The organism is Lentzea xerophila (genome assembly GCF_051094245.1).
Lineage (GTDB): Bacteria > Actinomycetota > Actinomycetes > Mycobacteriales > Pseudonocardiaceae > Lentzea > Lentzea xerophila.
This window is the reverse complement of record NZ_CP194934.1, coordinates 4,542,201-4,558,854: the sequence shown is the minus strand read 5'-3', so window position 1 is coordinate 4,558,854 and position 16,654 is coordinate 4,542,201. Positions and strand designations below refer to the sequence as shown.

The 16,654-nt window shown below is 69.5% G+C and carries 17 protein-coding genes; 13 read left to right on the top strand and 4 right to left on the bottom strand.

The genetic code is table 11. The features are described from left to right. Nucleotides 1–39: 39 nt before the first annotated feature. The 4 genes from pdhA to styD all read left to right on the top strand — a co-directional run bounded on the left by pdhA (nucleotide 40) and on the right by styD (nucleotide 5,004). Nucleotides 40–1,116 carry a pyruvate dehydrogenase (acetyl-transferring) E1 component subunit alpha gene (gene pdhA, locus ACRSBM_RS21755; protein ID WP_434445469.1) on the top strand — a complete coding sequence of 359 codons (1,077 nt, stop codon included), beginning with the start codon at nucleotides 40–42 and terminating at the stop codon, nucleotides 1,114–1,116. Continuing rightward, nucleotides 1,116–2,111 carry an alpha-ketoacid dehydrogenase subunit beta gene (locus ACRSBM_RS21750; protein ID WP_434445468.1) on the top strand — a complete coding sequence of 332 codons (996 nt, stop codon included), beginning with the start codon at nucleotides 1,116–1,118 and terminating at the stop codon, nucleotides 2,109–2,111. Before pdhA ends, ACRSBM_RS21750 begins: the two co-directional genes overlap by 1 nt. Continuing rightward, on the top strand, nucleotides 2,108–3,382 hold the full coding sequence (locus ACRSBM_RS21745; RefSeq protein ID WP_434445467.1) for a dihydrolipoamide acetyltransferase family protein: 1,275 nt from the start codon (nucleotides 2,108–2,110) through the stop codon (nucleotides 3,380–3,382). Before ACRSBM_RS21750 ends, ACRSBM_RS21745 begins: the two co-directional genes overlap by 4 nt. A gap of 155 nt (nucleotides 3,383–3,537) precedes the next feature. Beyond that, complete coding sequence (gene styD / locus ACRSBM_RS21740) at nucleotides 3,538–5,004, top strand: phenylacetaldehyde dehydrogenase StyD (RefSeq protein ID WP_434445466.1); 1,467 nt, start codon at nucleotides 3,538–3,540, stop codon at nucleotides 5,002–5,004. Here styD and ACRSBM_RS21735 read toward each other — a convergent pair. Then, nucleotides 5,001–5,921, bottom strand: a complete 921-nt coding sequence (locus tag ACRSBM_RS21735; RefSeq protein ID WP_434445465.1) for a helix-turn-helix domain-containing protein — start codon at nucleotides 5,919–5,921, stop codon at nucleotides 5,001–5,003. The two genes, styD and ACRSBM_RS21735, sit on opposite strands and share 4 nt — an antisense overlap. A 101-nt stretch (nucleotides 5,922–6,022) precedes the next feature. On the opposite strand from ACRSBM_RS21735, the gene paaK reads away from it, so the two are divergent. From paaK to ACRSBM_RS21715, 4 genes are all read left to right on the top strand, one after another. Next, nucleotides 6,023–7,321, top strand: coding sequence for a phenylacetate--CoA ligase PaaK (gene paaK, locus ACRSBM_RS21730; protein WP_434445464.1), 1,299 nt, complete (start codon nucleotides 6,023–6,025; stop codon nucleotides 7,319–7,321). Nucleotides 7,322–7,609: 288 nt separating this feature from the next. Next, nucleotides 7,610–7,846, top strand: coding sequence for a hypothetical protein (locus ACRSBM_RS21725; protein ID WP_434445463.1), 237 nt, complete (start codon nucleotides 7,610–7,612; stop codon nucleotides 7,844–7,846). A gap of 132 nt (nucleotides 7,847–7,978) precedes the next feature. After that, nucleotides 7,979–8,302, top strand: a complete 324-nt coding sequence (locus ACRSBM_RS21720) for a hypothetical protein (protein WP_434445462.1) — start codon at nucleotides 7,979–7,981, stop codon at nucleotides 8,300–8,302. Nucleotides 8,303–8,815: 513 nt separating this feature from the next. After that, nucleotides 8,816–8,998, top strand: coding sequence for a hypothetical protein (locus ACRSBM_RS21715; RefSeq protein ID WP_434445461.1), 183 nt, complete (start codon nucleotides 8,816–8,818; stop codon nucleotides 8,996–8,998). Nucleotides 8,999–9,021: 23 nt separating this feature from the next. Here ACRSBM_RS21715 and ACRSBM_RS21710 read toward each other — a convergent pair whose 3' ends face one another. Beyond that, nucleotides 9,022–9,420: a winged helix-turn-helix transcriptional regulator gene (locus ACRSBM_RS21710; protein WP_434445460.1), complete on the bottom strand. Its 399-nt coding sequence runs from the start codon at nucleotides 9,418–9,420 to the stop codon at nucleotides 9,022–9,024. 154 nt (nucleotides 9,421–9,574) lie between these two features. Between ACRSBM_RS21710 and ACRSBM_RS21705 the strand changes: the two genes are divergently transcribed. Further along, on the top strand, nucleotides 9,575–10,528 hold the full coding sequence (locus ACRSBM_RS21705; RefSeq protein WP_434453167.1) for an NADP-dependent oxidoreductase: 954 nt from the start codon (nucleotides 9,575–9,577) through the stop codon (nucleotides 10,526–10,528). Between the two features lie 28 nt (nucleotides 10,529–10,556). Continuing rightward, on the top strand, nucleotides 10,557–10,877 hold the full coding sequence (locus ACRSBM_RS21700) for an NIPSNAP family protein (protein ID WP_434445459.1): 321 nt from the start codon (nucleotides 10,557–10,559) through the stop codon (nucleotides 10,875–10,877). 138 nt (nucleotides 10,878–11,015) lie between these two features. Here the strand turns inward: ACRSBM_RS21700 and ACRSBM_RS21695 are convergent, their stop codons facing one another. Next, the gene (locus ACRSBM_RS21695; RefSeq protein WP_434445458.1) at nucleotides 11,016–11,612 is read right to left on the bottom strand and encodes a TetR/AcrR family transcriptional regulator; all 597 of its coding nucleotides are present in this window, start codon (nucleotides 11,610–11,612) and stop codon (nucleotides 11,016–11,018) included. A 136-nt stretch (nucleotides 11,613–11,748) separates the two neighbouring features. Between ACRSBM_RS21695 and ACRSBM_RS21690 the strand changes: the two genes are divergently transcribed. After that, nucleotides 11,749–13,254 (top strand): GMC family oxidoreductase, encoded by a 1,506-nt coding sequence (locus ACRSBM_RS21690; RefSeq protein WP_434445457.1) that lies wholly within the window; start codon nucleotides 11,749–11,751, stop codon nucleotides 13,252–13,254. 66 nt (nucleotides 13,255–13,320) lie between these two features. On the opposite strand, the gene paaZ is transcribed toward ACRSBM_RS21690, so the two are convergent. After that, entirely contained in the window at nucleotides 13,321–15,348 is a 2,028-nt protein-coding gene (gene paaZ, locus ACRSBM_RS21685) for a phenylacetic acid degradation bifunctional protein PaaZ (RefSeq protein WP_434445456.1), read from the bottom strand. Nucleotides 15,349–15,445: 97 nt separating this feature from the next. Between paaZ and paaA the strand changes: the two genes are divergently transcribed. Together paaA and paaB are read left to right on the top strand one after the other, a co-directional pair. After that, nucleotides 15,446–16,369, top strand: coding sequence for a 1,2-phenylacetyl-CoA epoxidase subunit PaaA (paaA, locus tag ACRSBM_RS21680; protein ID WP_434445454.1), 924 nt, complete (start codon nucleotides 15,446–15,448; stop codon nucleotides 16,367–16,369). Beyond that, on the top strand, nucleotides 16,366–16,647 hold the full coding sequence (paaB, locus tag ACRSBM_RS21675; protein WP_434445453.1) for a 1,2-phenylacetyl-CoA epoxidase subunit PaaB: 282 nt from the start codon (nucleotides 16,366–16,368) through the stop codon (nucleotides 16,645–16,647). The genes paaA and paaB overlap by 4 nt, the downstream gene beginning before the upstream one ends. Nucleotides 16,648–16,654: the final 7 nt, after the last annotated feature.

Here is a 16,654-nt window from a genome sequence, read left to right as displayed (position 1 = left end):
CAACATTCGGGCCTGGTGTAACTGCTCGTGGAGGTGCGGATGAGTGCCGGTCAGCTCAAGGCGGCCATCACCCCGGCCCGGTTGCTGGACCATTCCGGGCGACTGGTCAGGGGAGCGCCGGTGCCGGACGTCGAGGCCCTGCTGGAGGGGTACCGCAAGCTCGTGTTCGCTCGCAGGCTGAACGAACAGGCGGGGGCGCTGGTCCGCCAGGGACGGCTGGCCGTCTACCCGTCCTCACGGGGTCAGGAGGCCTGCCAGGTCGCCTGCGCCTCGGTGCTCGCGGACGGCGACTGGCTGTTCCCGACCTACCGCGACTCGGCCGCGATCGCCGCCCGCGGTGTCGACCCGGTCGAGGTGCTCACCCTGCTGCGCGGGGACTGGCACTGCGGCTACGACCCGAACGAGCACAAGGTCGCGCCCCAGGCCACGCCGCTCGCGACCCAGTTGCCGCACGCGGTCGGCGTCGGTCATGCCGCGCGTCTCAAGGGCGAGGACACGGTCGTGATGGCTCTGTGCGGGGACGGCGCGACCAGCGAGGGCGACTTCCACGAGGCCTGCAACTTCGCCGCCGTGTTCCGCGCGCCGGTGGTGTTCTTCGTGCAGAACAACAAGTACGCGATCTCGGTGCCGCTGGCCCGCCAGTCGGTCGCGCCCTCGCTCGCGGCCAAGGCGATCGGCTACGGCATGCCCGGCGTGCGGGTCGACGGGAACGACCTGCCGGCGCTGGAGAAGGTGCTCGGCGAGGCCGTCGCCCGCGCTCGGGCGGGGGAGGGGCCGACGCTGGTCGAGGCGGACACCTACCGCATCGAGTCGCACACCAACGCCGACGACGCCAGCCGTTACCGCACCGACGACGAGGTCACGGACTGGCTCCCGCGTGACCCGCTCCTGCGGGTCCGGACCTACCTGACCGGTCTCGGCGCGCTCGACGACGAACGCGAGCGGGAGGTCGCCGCCGCCGCGGAGGAGATCGCGGCGGCGGTCCGCGCGGGAGTCGGCGCCGAGACGTCCGCCGACCCCGAGGAACTGTTCACCCACGTGTACTCCTCTCTCACGCCGCAGCTGGTGGAACAGCGCGCGGCGCTGCGTGCCGAGCTCGACTTCGAGGAGGCCTGATGAGCTCCGCAACGCCCAAGATGACCATGGCGCAGGCGATCAACGCCGCGTTGCGGGACGCCATCGCGCAGGACGACTCCGTCGTCGTGTTCGGTGAGGACGTGGCCCAGCTGGGCGGCGTCTTCCGCGTGACCGACGGCCTGCACCGCGACTTCGGTGAGAGCCGGGTCTTCGACACCCCGCTGGCCGAGTCCGGCATCGTCGGCATGGCGGTGGGAATGGCGATGAACGGCATGCGCCCGGTCGCCGAGATGCAGTTCGACGCCTTCGCCTACCCCGCGTTCGAGCAGATCGTCAGCCACGTCGCGAAGATCGGCAACCGCACCCGCGGCAAGGTGCGGCTGCCGATCGTCATCCGCATCCCCTACGCGGGCGGGATCGGCGGTGTGGAGCACCACTGCGACTCCTCCGAGGCCTACTACGCGCACACCCCCGGTCTGACCGTCGTCGCGCCCGCCACCAACGCCGACGCCTACGGCCTGCTGCGCGCGGCGATCGCCAGTCCCGACCCGGTGATCTTCCTGGAGCCCAAGAAGCACTACTTCTCCAAGGAGGAGGTCGACGTGTCGGTACCCGTGCCGCCGATCGGCCGCGCCGTGGTCCGGCGTCCCGGCAAGGACGCCACGCTGATCGCGTACGGGCCCTCCGTGCCGGTGGCGCTGGCCGCCGCCGCCCAGGCCGCGACCGAGGGCCGGGACCTGGGCGTGATCGACCTGCGCTCCATCGTCCCGTTCGACGACGAGACCGTGTGCGCCGAGGTCCGGCAGACCGGCCGGGCCGTGGTGGTCGCCGAAGCACCCGGCTTCGCCTCGGTCGCGTCGGAGATCGCCGCACGGGTGGGGGAGCGCTGTTTCCACCACCTGGAAGCGCCGGTACGCCGGGTCACCGGGTTCGACGTTCCCTATCCCGCACCGAAGCTGGAACACCACTTCCTGCCCGGTGTGGACCGGATCCTCGACGCCGTCGACACGCTGCAGTGGGAGGACGCCGCATGAGCACCCAGGTGTTCGACCTGCCCGACCTCGGCGAGGGACTGACCGAGGCCGTGCTGGTCCGGTGGCTGGTCAAGGCGGGCGACCCGGTGGCCGTGGACGAGCCCGTCGCGGAGGTCGAGACGGCGAAGGCGATGGTGGAGGTGCCCTCACCGTTCGGCGGCGTGATCGCCCGACTGCACGGTGCGGAGGGCGCCACCCTCCAGGTGGGATCCCCGTTGATCTCGGTCGACGCCGGGCAACCGGCCGCCGGAACCTACGTCGAGGAGGAGCGTGCCGGGTCGGGCAACGTCCTGATCGGCTACGGAACCTCGGAGGCGACCTCCTCCCGCCGCCGGAGGAAGGGTGTTCCCCGTTCCGCGCCCACTCCGCCGGCGCGGACCGCGGAACGTCCCGCTGTGCAGTCACCGATCGTGCGCCGCCTCGCCCGCGACAACGGCGTCGACCTCAACGCCCTGACCGGCACCGGACCCGGCGGCCTGATCACGCGCCGCGACGTCGAAGCCGCCACCGTCGTGCCCGAGCCGGTGGTCGTGCCCGAGCCGGTGCCGGCCGCGAGCGACGTGGACCGGCGCACCGGCCTGCCGATCCGCACCCGCGTGCCGCTGACGGGCCTGCGCAAGGCGGTCGCCACGACCCTGACCCGCAGCCGCACCGAGATCCCCGAAGCGACCACCTGGGTGGACGTCGACGTGACCGCGTTGCTGGAACTCCGCTCCGCACTCCAGGAAACCGGTGCGGCACCAGGCATTCTGGCGATGGTCGCGCGGTTCGTCGTGGCGGGCCTCGCCCGCTTCCCGGAGCTGAACTCCCGGGTCGACACCGACCGAGGCGAGATCACCCACCTCGACGGCGTGAACCTCGGCCTCGCCGCGCAGACCGACCGGGGCCTGGTGGTCCCGGCGATCAGGGACGCGCACCGCCTGAGCATGCGCGGCCTCGACACGGAGATCCGCAGGCTCACCGCGGCGGCACGCGAGGGCACCGCCACGGCGGCGGAGCTGAGCTCGGGTTCGTTCACCCTGAACAACTACGGCGTGCTCGGGGTCGACGGCAGCGCCGCGATCATCAACCATCCCGAGGTCGCGATCCTCGGGATGGGCCGGATCCTGCCGCGACCGTGGGTGGTCGGCGGCGAGGTCGTGCCGCGGCACATCGTGCAGCTGTCGCTCGTGTTCGACCACCGGGTCTGCGACGGTGGCACCGCGGGAGGCTTCCTCCGGTTCGTCGCCGACTGCGTCGAGGCTCCGGCGTCGGCGATGGCGGACCTGTAGCTCCCCTCGTCAATCTCACCACCGGAACGGCTGGGCACGCGCCGGCAGGCGGCGCCGAGCGCCGCCGGTCAAGGCGCGTGCGTCAACGCACAAGTCGTGGAAGCGGGCTCCTGCGAGCGTGACGGCAAGCACCGACACGTACGCAGGAGGACGCCATGACACTCACCGCTGAGCCGGAGGCCGGGTTCACCACCGGGCTGTTCATCGACGGCACCTGGTCGGACGCGGCGGAGACGTTCGAGGACCTCAACCCCGCGACCGGCGAGGTGCTGGCCAGGGTCGCGAACGGCAGCGCCGAGGACGTCGACCGCGCGGTGCGCGCCGCTCGCGCCGCGTTGGACGGCGTCTGGGGTGACACGCCGGGAGTCACGCGGGGTGCGTTGCTGAACAGGCTCGCGGACCTGGTGGAACGGGACGCCGAGGTCCTGCAACGCCTGGAGGCGCTCGACATCGGCAAGCCGTTCGCGCAGCCCGGACTGCTGGACGTGCCGAACACCGTGGCCACCTTCCGGCACTTCGCCGGCTGGGCCGACAAGATCCAGGGCGCGACCATCCCGACGGCCGGTTACCTCGGCATGGCCAGGACGCACTCCTACACCGTGCGTGAACCGGTCGGCGTCATCGGCGCGATCATCCCGTGGAACACGCCGTTGATGATCGCGGCCTGGAAGCTCGGCCCGGCGCTCGCCGCGGGCAACACGGTCGTGGTCAAGCCGGCCGAGGACGCGCCGCTGTCCGTCCTGCACCTGGGCAAGCTGGTGGAGGAGGCCGGTTTCCCGGCCGGAGTCGTGAACGTCGTGCCGGGGCTCGGTGGCGTCACGGGCGCCGCGCTCGTCGCCCACCCCGACGTCGACAAGATCAGCTTCACGGGATCGCCCGAGGTCGGCAGGCAGATCCAGAAGTCCGCCGCGGACACGTTCAAGCGCGTCACCCTGGAACTGGGCGGCAAGAGCCCGCAGATCGTGCTCGAGGACGCCGACGTCGAGGCGGCGGTCCAGGGCATCGCGATGGGACTGTTCTTCAACCAGGGCGAGGTGTGCGCGGCCGGCACCCGGATCCTGGTGCACCGCTCCCACTACGACACCGTGGTGAACGCGCTGGCCCAGGCCGCGGAGGCGCAGGTACTCGGCGACCCGTTCGACGGTGAGACCACGATGGGCTCGTTGGTCAACGCGCGCCAGCAGCAGCGGGTCGTCGACTACATCGAGAAGGGCAAGGCCGAGGGCGCGCGGCTGGTCGCCGGTGGCGGCAAGGTCGACAAGCCGGGCTTCTTCGTGCGTCCCACCATCTTCGCGGACGTCGACAACGGCTCGACCATCGCCCGCGAGGAGATCTTCGGACCGGTCGGCGCGGTCATCGGGTTCGACACCACCGACGAGGCCCTCGCGATCGCCAACGACACCGCCTACGGCCTGGCCGCGACGATCTGGACGCGGGACGTCTCGCTCGCGCACACGCTGGCCGCGAAGGTGCGCGCGGGTGCGGTGTGGGTCAACGGGTGGGCGGCCATCGACCCCGCCCTGCCCTGGGGCGGCATGAAGTCCAGCGGCATCGGACGCGAGCTGGGCTGGGCCGGGATCCTCGCCAACACCGAGGAGAAGGTCGTGACGGTCGTCCTCTAAGGACGGTTCTTGCGGTACTCGCGCGGCGACTGGCCGTACGCCCCGCGGAACAGCCGGGAGAAGTGCGCGGGATCGGTGAAACCCCAGCGGTGGCCGACGTTCGCGATCGGGACGCCGGCGCACCGCGGGTCGGCGAGGTCGCGCCGGCAGCGTTCCAGGCGGCGGCCGCGGATCATCGCCGACACCGAGGTGCCCTCCGCCTCGAAGACCTTCTGCAGGTACCGGACGGAGACGAAGTGCGCGTCGGCGACGGCCTTGGACGACAGGTCCGGGTCGTGCAGGTTGTCATCGATGAACTTGCCGACGCGCGCCAGCAGGGCGCGGTGCGAGGCGGGCCCGTCGAGCGGCTGCTGCATCTGCTGGGCGAACGCGGCGGTCACCAGGTCGACCACGGCGTCACCGAGGTGTGTCGCGATGACCGGCCTGGTCGCGCTGAGCTCGGCGCTCAGGCCCTTCATCAGCGGCGCGATCAGCGAACCCAGCCCCGAATCGCCGGCGAGACGGACCGCGGTGAGGCCCGCCATGTGGTGCTCCGGCAACCGGACGAGCTTGCGCGGGAACATCGCGATGGTCATGCGGAAGTCGTCGCCGAACGAGATCCGGTACGGCCGGGAGGTGTCGTAGATGGCGAGGTCGCCGGGCAGCAGCCGGGCCCGGCGGTCGTCCTGTTCGATGACGCTCGTGCCGCTCACCTGCAGCCCGAACTTGTACAGCTCGGGGTCGTCCTTGCGGATCAGCCGCCGGGTGCGTTCGACCACGGCGTGCGAGGCGGCGACCTCGGCCAGCAGGACGGACCCCAGCGGCGCGGAACCGACGTCACCGCTGAAGCTCGCCACGTCCGACTCACACCGGGCCCGCAACGGCACGAAGGTGTTGCAGATGCGGTCTTCCCAGTCTTCGAACGTCGCTGCGGTCACTGCGTTCTCCTCGCTGAGACGCCGGTCACGGCGGACGATACTTACCGAATGTTCGTTCGGTCAACTACCCTGCCCGGCAGCGGGCAACCGAGGAGGACGCGATGCTGGACCTGAGCCCTCAGCCGGGTGAGCTGGAGCCGATCGAGACCGCATCGGTGGACGAGCTGCGAGCGCTGCAGCTCGAACGGCTGCGGTGGTCGGTCCGGCACGCGTACGAGAACGTGCCGCACTACCGCGCCTCGTTCGACGCGGCCGGGATACACCCCGATGACGTGAAAACGCTGGGGGATCTGGCAAAGCTGCCGTTCACCGCCAAAGCGGACCTGCGCGGCAACTACCCGTTCGGCATGTTCGCGGTGCCGCGCACCGATGTCGTGCGCGTGCACGCCTCCTCCGGCACCACCGGCAAGCCGACCGTCGTCGGTTACACGCGGGACGACCTCGACACGTGGGCGACCGTGATGGCGCGCAGCATCCGCGCCGCGGGTGGCCGGGCCGGGCACATCCTGCACAACGCCTACGGCTACGGCCTGTTCACCGGTGGCCTGGGTGCGCACGCGGGTGCCGAACGCCTGGGCTGCACGGTGGTCCCGGTCTCCGGCGGCATGACCGAGCGGCAGGTCCAGCTGATCCGCGACTTCGAGCCGGACGTCATCATGGTGACGCCGTCCTACATGCTGTCGATCATCGACGAGATGGAGCGCCAGGGCGTCGACCCGCGCTCGACGTCGCTGAAGGTCGGCATCTTCGGCGCCGAGCCGTGGACGAACGACATGCGCCGCGAGATGGAGCAGCGCCTGGACATGCACGCCGTCGACATCTACGGCCTGTCCGAGGTGATCGGGCCGGGCGTGGCGAGCGAGTGCGTGGAGACCAAGGACGGCCTGCACGTCTGGGAGGACCACTTCTACCCGGAGATCATCGACCCGGTCACCGGCGAGGTGCTGCCCGACGGCGAGGAGGGCGAACTCGTGTTCACCTCGCTGACCAAGCAGGCCATGCCGATCATCCGCTACCGCACCCGCGACCTGACTCGCCTGCTGCCGGGTACCGCGCGGTCGATGCGCCGGATCGAGAAGATCACCGGCCGCACCGACGACATGATCATCCTGCGCGGCGTCAACCTGTTCCCGACGCAGATCGAGGAGCTGATCCTCCGCGTTCCCGCGTTGTCGCCGCACTTCCAGTGCGTGCTGAGCCGCACGGGCAACCTCGACGACCTGACTGTTCTGGTGGAACACCGCGAGGACGCCGCCGCCGGCGACGCGGGGGCTCAGCTCAGGAAGCTCGTCAAGAACTCCATCGGCGTCACCGTCGCCGTGGAGGTCGTCGCGCCGGGTGGGATCGAGCGGTCGGTCGGCAAGATGAAGCGGATCGTGGACCGCCGCCCGCCTCGTTGAGCCAGGTCACAGGCGTCTCCGGAGCCTGGCACGCGGAATTCATTTTACGTCGCAACTAATGACGGCTTCGTGGCATTCGCGTGTTTTCGCAGGTCAGCCCGCAGGTGAACCTTAAACATGCAAAACCGTCGTCTCACCCGAAGGTGTGAATTAGTGGTTTCGTTCACACCATAGCGTGATTCACGATTTTGTGGCTCCTGCCGGTATGGATATGGTCCTCTCGGACTTGAGGCCGACGTGGTTCATCGGCGCAATCCATTCCGAACAAAATCACTCAAGGAGATTTTCGTGCTGAAGAAGGCAGGGGCGGCCGTCGCCATCGCGGGCGCATTCCTCGGTTTTGGTACCACTGCGCTGGCCGATGCCCCTGAGCTGGACATCACGGAGCAGGTCGGCCTCGTCGACCTGGACGACTCCGAGGTTCTCAGCGATCTGAACGCCTGCTTCATCGACGTCAACGTCATCGCGGTGCCGGTGCTGTCGGACAACGACAGCGGCCTGTGCGCCAACCCGGACGACAACTGACGTGAGACGGCGCCGTCCTCTGACGGCGCCGTTCCTCCGGCTGGGAGCGGAGCTGTGGCCGGGGTGCCGGGCTCCGTTCCTCTCCTTGATGCACGTGCAGAGTGAACGACTGGTTAGCGAGGAGAAAATCGCATGCTGAAGAAGGCTGTTGCCGCGGCTGCTATTGGCGCGGGTTTCCTGATGATGGGCACGCCCGCGTTCGCGACGCAGGGCGGTGCAATGGACGACATGATGAAGCTCGCCTACGAGTACGACCACAACCACCAGGTCGGCCTGGTCAACATGGAAGACTCCGAGCTGCTCAGCGACATCAACATCTGCCACGTGGACGTGAACGTCATCGCGGTGCCGATTCTCTCCAACAACGACAGCGGTTCGTGCGCGAACCCGGACGCCGACGTCGACGTGCACCACCACGTGCACCACGACCACGACCACTCCGAAGACGACGACTGAGTCGTCCTTCATCGCGGGTGAGTACCGCAACCGTGGCGCGTCACCCGGAGCGGAGTCGGTGCGTCTGCAAGGCGGTCGACGCATTGGCTCATACCGGTTGAGTTCTTCGGGGGCCGGTACGTCCGAATACTGCGCGTCGTGACACTGCCGTGACCCCCGACTTCCGCCAGAGGCCACGACGCGGGTGAGTGGACGTGCGTCCTCTGGGCCGGGGTTCGGTTCGCGCACACGGGTGCGGTAAAGACCCGGATGCCAGCAAGTGCCTGATCTCGTCGATATCCGGCGGGACAAGGCGGTCATTGTGCTCGCGAAGGCGTTCTCCTTCCTCCTTCGCGGCCGCCGTGGTCACGTGAGCGCCCGGCTGGAAACTTCCAGCCGGGCGCTTCGGCGTGCGCGGGAAACCTGGCTCTTCTGGCTTGTGGCGCATTCGGACGGCTACCGAACATCACCTGATCAAGCGGTTTAAACGCGTTGTGACAGAATTCGTGACATCGCCTCATCACCATTCTGTGCATGAGTGCAACGCCGATATTCGACGAGCTCTACGCCAAGTACCTGGTCGGCGGACCCGCTAATGGGGTGACGATGACAGCGCCGCGTGCCGAGGCCGGCATGACGGCACCACGTGAGCCACTGCATGACGACCGCGCGTCCGAGTACGCGGGAAGACACCAGGTCCCGCAATGGCCGACCTGATCTCGCACGGAAACACGGAACGGTCAGGTGGCGTCGCTCGCGCAGGAGGCGGCCGTGGCGCCGGCCACCGCCGCCTTGTCGATGTTGTCCTCGACCCAGGTGCGCAGCATCCGCAGCGGCACGGCCGCGCTGTGCCCCAGTTCGGTCAGCGAGTACTCGACGTGCAGCGGCACAGCGGGGTAGACCGTGCGGTCGACGAGGCCGAACTCCTCGAGACGCCGCAGGCTCTGCGTCAGCACCTTCGGGCTGACGCCCTGGAGGTGCCGCTGGAGCTGTCCGAACCGTTGCGGGCCTTCCTCGAGGGCACCGATGGCCAGCGCGGACCACTTGTTCGCCAGCAGGTCCAGCATCGCCCGGCACGGGCACTGCGCGGCGTAGACGTCGTGGTCGGAATGCTGCCCTGTCAGACAGACTGTGGTCATCTCAAGCCCCTCACCTCGATACTTCCCGATCGAAAGTACTAGCCCTTGCGGGTAACTACAACCCCGGGGATACCTTGGCCGCGTCCAGGGAGAGATCATGTCGAGATCTCTCCGAGCGGGTGAACCAGGGAGAGAACCAGTGTCCAACTCATCGATGCGCGCCGTTGTCCAGGACGCCCTCGGCGGCCCCGACGTGCTTTCGGTGCGGGAAGTGCCGCGGCCCGAACCGTTGCCGACCGAGGTCCGGGTGAAGGTGCACGCGGCCGGCGTCAACCCGGTGGACTGGAAGACCAGGGCCGGCGGGGGAATGGCCGGCGTGCTCGGGACGCCGCCCTTCGTCCTCGGCTGGGACGTCTCCGGTGTCGTGGAGAAGGTCGGCTTCGGCGTCACGACGCTCAAGGAAGGCGACGAGGTCTACGGCATGCCGTGGTTCCCGCGGGCGGCCGGTGCCTACGCCGAGTACGTGACCGCGCCGGCGCGGCAGTTCGCCCGCAAGCCCTCCACCGCCAGCCACGAGCAGGCCGCGGCGGTACCGCTCGCCGCGTTGACCGCCTGGCAGGCCCTGGTCGACACCGCGCAGGTCAAGGCAGGCCAGCGCGTGCTGATCCACGCCGCCGCCGGTGGTGTCGGGCACCTGGCCGTGCAGTTCGCCAAGCACCTCGGCGCCCACGTGATCGGCACCGCCCGCGCCGGCGGTCACACCTGGCTCACCAAGCTCGGCGCGGACGAGGTCGTCGACTACACCGAGGTCCGGTTCGAGGACGTGGTCTCCGGCGTCGACGTCGTGATCGACCTCGTCGGCGACGTCCACGACGACACCAGCACCCGGTCGCTGGAGGTCCTTCGTCCAGACGGGCTGCTCGTCGCCATCCCCGCCGGCGTGTCACCCGAACTGGCCGCGGCCGCCGAGGCGAAGGGCGTGCGGGTCTCGCCCTTCCTGGTCGAGCCGGACGGCCCGGCGCTCACCCGCATCGCCGAGCTCATCGACTCCGGCGACGTGGTGGTGGAGGTCGCGGAGACGTTCCCGCTCGAGCAGGTCGCGGCGGCCCACGAGCGGGGCGAGTCCAACCGCACCCGCGGCAAGCTCGTCCTCCGCGTCACCTCCTGAAACCCCGGCAGCGATCGGAGCGCGACTGATGTTCTACGAGATTCGCCGCTACCAGGTCCAGCCGGGACGGCGGGACGAGTGGGTCCGCTACATGGAGGCGACCGTCATCCCGTTCCAGGTGGAACAGGGCATGTCGGTCACCGCGTCGTTCATCGACGAGGAGGACCCCGGCGGCTACGTCTGGATCCGCCGGTTCGAGGACGAACAGGAACGGATCGCCTTGTACGCCAAGGTCTACGAGAGCGACCGGTGGCAGCGGGAGATCGGTCCCGAGGTGCGGGAACTCCTGCTCGTGGACCAGATCAAGGTCACCAGGGTGGTCCCCACGTCCACCTCCGCACTGAGGTGACCGCGGCGAGCACGTGCCGCGGCTGAGTCGGCGGTGGTGTGGGTGCGTGGCGTGTCCTTGGTCGGCGGTGGCGTGGGCGCGTGGCGCGGCCTCGACGGCGCTCGGGTTCACCGTTCCCGGCTGAGGCCGGTTCGCGGATCAGGTCTGGATGCCGCGCAGGATCATCGAGCAGATCTGGTCCGCGAGCTCGCCGGGCTTGCGGCCACGCTCCGGCTTGTACCACTCGGCCAGCGAGTTGATCGTGCCGAACAGCAGGCGAGCGGTGGTGCGCGCGTCGAGGTCGGCGCGCACGTCGCCTTCGTCGATCGCGTCCTGCACCATCCCGGCGACCACCTTGTCGAACGTGCGCCGCTGCTCCAGCGCCCACCGTTCGGTCTCGGTGTTGCCGTGCACGCTGAGCAGCAGCTGCACGTACGGCAGCTCGGCGGCGAGGATCTCGACGTTGCGCTTGATCAGGTAGGTGAGCCGGTCGATCGGGCGACCCGTCGTCGCGCCTTCCTCGGCCGTGCTCGCCATCAACGGCTCCAGCGCGCGTTCGAGTCCGAGCCGCAGCAGCTGTTCCTTGCTCTCCACGTGGTGGTAGATCGAGGACCTGGACAGCCCGGACGCCTGGGTGAGGTGCTGGAAGCTCGTGCCGTCGTAGCCGCGTTCGGTGAACACCCGCACGGCGACCTCCAGCAACCGCTCGAGGTTGTACGGCGTCTGCCACCGCCCGCGTTTGGGTGTCTCGCTCACCCCGTCATCGTCCCACGTGCTGATCGGGTTCCACGGCAGGTGCGCGAGACGGCAACTCCGGTTCGCCGCACGTCAAGTCGCCGCCCGGCCCGCGTCGCACAGTGGCTCCCGTCACCACCGAGTGGAGAGGGTTGCGATGAGCAGCAGCGACTACGTCATCGTCGGCGCCGGGTCAGCGGGGAGCACGCTCGCGCGGCGGTTGCTGGACGCGGGCAGGACCGTGCACGTGCTGGAAGCGGGGCCGGCCGACGTGGCCGGGGAGATCCACAGCCCGCAGGGGTGGCCGTTGCTGCTGGCCGGGCCGCAGGACTGGGCGGTGATGACGGTCCCGCAGAAGCACGCGAACAACCGCTCGTTGTTCTGGCCGCGCGGCAAGGTGCTGGGCGGCAGCAGCTCGCTCAACGGGATGATCTACATGCGCGGGCACGCCGCCGACTACGACGGCTGGGCCGCACAGGGTTGCACGGGCTGGGGCTGGGACGACGTGCGTCCGCTGTTCCTGCGTTCCGAGGACCACCTCACCGGGGCGAACGCCCACCACGCCACGGGTGGTCCGCTGCCGGTCAGCCCGATCACGGACCCGCACCCGACCGCACAGGCCTTCGTGGACGCCGCGGTCGCGGCCGGGCACAAGCGCAACGAGGACTTCAACGGCGACGACATGCGCGGCGTCGGGTTCAACGAGATCACCGTGCGCGACGGCCGCCGGATGAGCGCGTGGCGCAGCTTCGTCGCGCCGGTGCTGGACGACCCGAACCTGACCGTCACGACGAACGCGTTGATCGACCGGGTGCTGGTGGAGAACGGGCGCGCGGTGGGCGTCGAGTACGTTGTGGACGGTGAGCGGCGTACCGCCCGTGCCGACGCGGAAATCGTCCTGTGCGGCGGCACGATCGGTTCGCCGTCGATTCTGCTGCGCAGTGGCATCGGGCCGGCCGCGCACCTGCGCGACCTCGGCATCGACGTGGTCGCCGACCTGCCCGGCGTGGGGGAGAACCTGCACGACCACCCGTTGATCAGCGTGGTCTACGAGTCGTCGAAGCCGCTGCCCGCGGGGCAGGCGAACCTGCTGGAGGCCCAGTTCTACGCCGACAGCGCCGGCTGGACGGGTGCCGCGCCGGACTTGCAGCCGTTGTTCCTGCACCTCGTCTACCCGGCCGAGGGCTACGAGATGCCCGAGCACGGCTACACGATCGCGGCCGGCATCGTCGCGCCGAAGTCCCGCGGCACGCTCAGGCTCGCCTCCGCGGACCCGACGGTGCCCGCGCTGGTCGACCCGAACATCCTTGCCGACCCCTACGACCTCGAAGCCCTGTGCGACGCCATCGAGATGAGCCGCGAGGTCGGCGGCCAGCGCGCGTTCGACGAGTGGCGCAAGCGCGAGGTCGCTCCCGGTCCGGACGCGAAGACCCGTGACGACATCCGCGAGTTCGCGCGCCGGTCCGTGGGCACGTACCACCACCAGGCCGGCACGTGCCGGATGGGCGTGGACGAACTGTCCGTTGTGGACCCGCGGCTGCGGGTGCGCGGTGTCGCGGGACTGCGGGTGGCCGACGCTTCGATCATGCCGGTCGTCCCGTCCTGCAACACCAACGCGCCCGCGATCATGGTGGGCGAGAAGGCCGCGGACCTCATGCTGTGAGGTTGATGAGGGGAGCTTTCCTGAACCTCAGGTTGAGGAAAACTCCCCTCATCAACGTTGTCTCGCTTAGTTCTTGGCCACCAGTGTCAGCACGTCGTAGGTGGCGACCGGTTCCCCGTCCTGGTTGGTCACCACGGCGTCCCACCGCACCTCGCCGTACTCGGCGTTGGTGCGCGGGGTGATCTGCTTGACCGTCAGCGTCACCGCGATCGTGTCACCGGCCTTCACCGGCGTCAGGAACCGCAGGCTGTCCACGCCGAAGTTCGCGAGCACCGGACCGGGGTTCGGTTCGACGAACAACCCGGCCGCGAGTGACACCACCAGGTAGCCGTGCGCCACGATCCCGCCGAACAACGGGTTCGCGGCCGCCGCTTCCGGGTCGGTGTGCGCGTAGAACGTGTCGCCGGTGAACTCCGCGAAGTGGTCGATGTCGGCCAGCGTGACCTGCCTTGTGGCGGACTCGACCGTGTCACCGATCTCCAGCTCCGCCAACGACTTGCGGAACGGGTGCACCTCGCCGGGCGTCCGCTTCGAACCGGTGGTCCAGCGGCCGGTGATCGCGGTGAGCATGTCGGGCGAGGCCTGCACGGCGGTGCGCTGCATGTGGTGCAGGACGCCACGCACGCCACCGAGTTCCTCGCCGCCACCCGCACGGCCGGGACCGCCGTGCACCAGCATCGGCAACGGGCTGCCGTGCCCGGTCGACTCCTTGGCGTCGTCGCGGTCCAGCACCAGGATCCGGCCGTGCCACGGCGCGACGCCCAGCACGACCTGGCGGGCCACGCCGGGGTCGTGCGTGACGAGCGAGCCGACCAGGCTGCCCTTGCCGCGAGCGGCGAGTTCGATCGCCTCCGACGTCGTGCGGTAGGTGATCAGCGTGCTCACCGGGCCGAACGGCTCGACGTCGTGCGGCTCGGCGGCGTCCGCGCGGGCCCGCAGCAGCACGGGGGAGAGGAACGCGCCGCGTTCGGCGTCCGCGTCCACGAGTTCCACCTGGTTGGGGTCGCCGAACACGATCTCGGCGGAGGTGCGCAACGCCTCGACCGCCTTGCGCACCTCGTCCCGCTGCCCGAGCGACGCCAGCGCGCCCATCCGCACGGTCTCGTCGGCGGGGTTGCCGACGGTGATCTTGGCCAGGCGCGCGGAGATCGCCTCGGTGACGTCGCCGGCGATGGCCTCGGGCACGATCGCGCGCCGGATCGCCGTGCACTTCTGGCCCGCCTTCACCGTCATCTCGGTGACGACGCCCTTGACGAACAGGTCGAACTCGGGGTCGTCTGGCCGCACGTCGGGGCCGAGGATCGAGCAGTTGAGCGAGTCGGCCTCGACCTGGAGGCGCACGCCGCCGTGCTGGACGTTCGCGTGGTTGCGCAGAATCCCGGCGGTGTGCGCGGATCCGGTGAACGCCACCGAGTCCTGTTCGTCCAGAACGTCGAGCAGGCCGCGCGGGCTGCCGGACAGCAGCTGCAGCGAACCCTCCGGGAGGATGCCGGACTCGATGATCCGGCGGACCACGGCCTCGGTGAGGTAGGCCGTCTGCGAGGCGGGCTTCACGATGCTCGGCAGACCGGCGAGGAACGCGGGCGCGAGCTTCTCGAGCATGCCCCACACGGGGAAGTTGAAGGCGTTGATCTGCACCGCCACACCGGGGCGTGAGGTGTAGATGTGCTGGCCGAGGAACGTGCCTTCGCGGCCGAGGCGCTCGAGCCCGCCGTCCAGCACGACGATGTCGTTCGGCAGCTCCCGCACGCCCTTGCTCGCGAAGCTGAACAACGTGCCGAAGCCGCCGTCGATGTCGACGAGCGAGTCGCGCTTGGTCGCTCCGGTGCGGTACGACAGCTCGTACAGCGAGTCCTTCTCGGCGCTGAGGTGCTTGGCCAGCTCTTTGATGAGCAGGGCGCGCTGGTGGAACGTCAGCTCGCGGATCGCCGGCCCGCCGACGCGCCTGGCGTGCTCGGTCATCTCGCGCAGGTCGAGGCCCTCGCTCGACAACCGCGCGACCTCCTCGCCGGTCACCGCGTCGAGCAGCGGCTCTCCCTCGGCCCTGGCCCGGAACCAGCGGCCCGCGGCGTAGCTCTCCAGCAGTGCAGTCACTGTGCAGGTTCCCTTCGCAGACTGTTGCCCTTCGCGGCTCTCCTGTGCAACGGTATAACAGAACGTTCGGTCAGTAAATCGTTTGAGGAGCTGCTCGATGACAGAGCTCGCGGAGCACTTCGAGGAGACGATCCGCCGTGGCGACCGGGTCGAGCCGCGGGACTGGATGCCCGACGCCTACCGCAGGACGCTGGTCAGGCAGATCGCGCAACACGCGCACTCCGAGATCATCGGCATGCAGCCGGAGGGCGCCTGGATCTCCCGCGCGCCGTCGTTGCGGCGTAAGGCCATCCTGCTGGCCAAGGTGCAGGACGAGGCGGGCCACGGGCTGTACCTGTACTCGGCGTGCGAGACGCTCGGCACGTCGCGCCGCGAGCTGACGGACAAGCTGCTGGCCGGCACGCAGAAGTACTCGTCGATCTTCAACTACCCGACGCCGTCCTACGCCGACGTCGGCACGATCGGCTGGCTCGTCGACGGAGCCGCGATCTGCAACCAGGTGCCGCTGTGCCGGACGTCCTTCGGGCCCTACGGCCGGGCGATGATCCGCATCTGCAAGGAGGAGTCGTTCCACCAGCGGCAGGGCTACGAGCTGCTGATGACGATGATGCGCGGTACCGACGATCAACGCGAGATGGTGCAGGAGTCGGTGAACCGCTTCTGGTGGCCCGCGCTGATGATGTTCGGCCCGCCCGACGACGCCTCGCCCAACACCGAGCAGTCGATGGCGTGGGGGATCAAGCGCGACACCAACGACGAGCTGCGCCAGAAGTTCGTCGACATGTCGGTGCCGCAGGCGAAGGCACTCGGCGTGACGCTGCCCGATCCGGACCTGGAGTGGAACCCCGAACGGCAGGCGCACGACTTCGGCGAGCCCGACTGGGACGAGTTCTGGGCCGTGGTCAAGGGAAACGGGCCGTGCAACGCCCAACGACTCGACCACCGGCGCAAGGCGCACGAAGACGGCGCGTGGGTGCGCGAGGCCGCGGTGGCGTTCGCGAAACTGGAGGAAGCGCGATGAGTGAGTGGCCGCTCTACGAGGTGTTCGTGCGCAGCAAGCGCGGCCTCAACCACGTGCACGTCGGCTCGCTGCACGCCCCGGACGACAAGCTCGCCCTGATGCACGCGCGGGACGTCTACACCCGCCGCAACGAGGGCGTGTCGATCTGGGTCGTGCGCGCCGACGCGATCACCGCGTCGTCGCCGGACGAGAAGGACCCGCTGTTCGCCCCGAGCGGCGACAAGGTCTACCGGCACCCGACCTTCTACGACATCCCCGCACACGTCCCGCACATGTGAGGCCTGG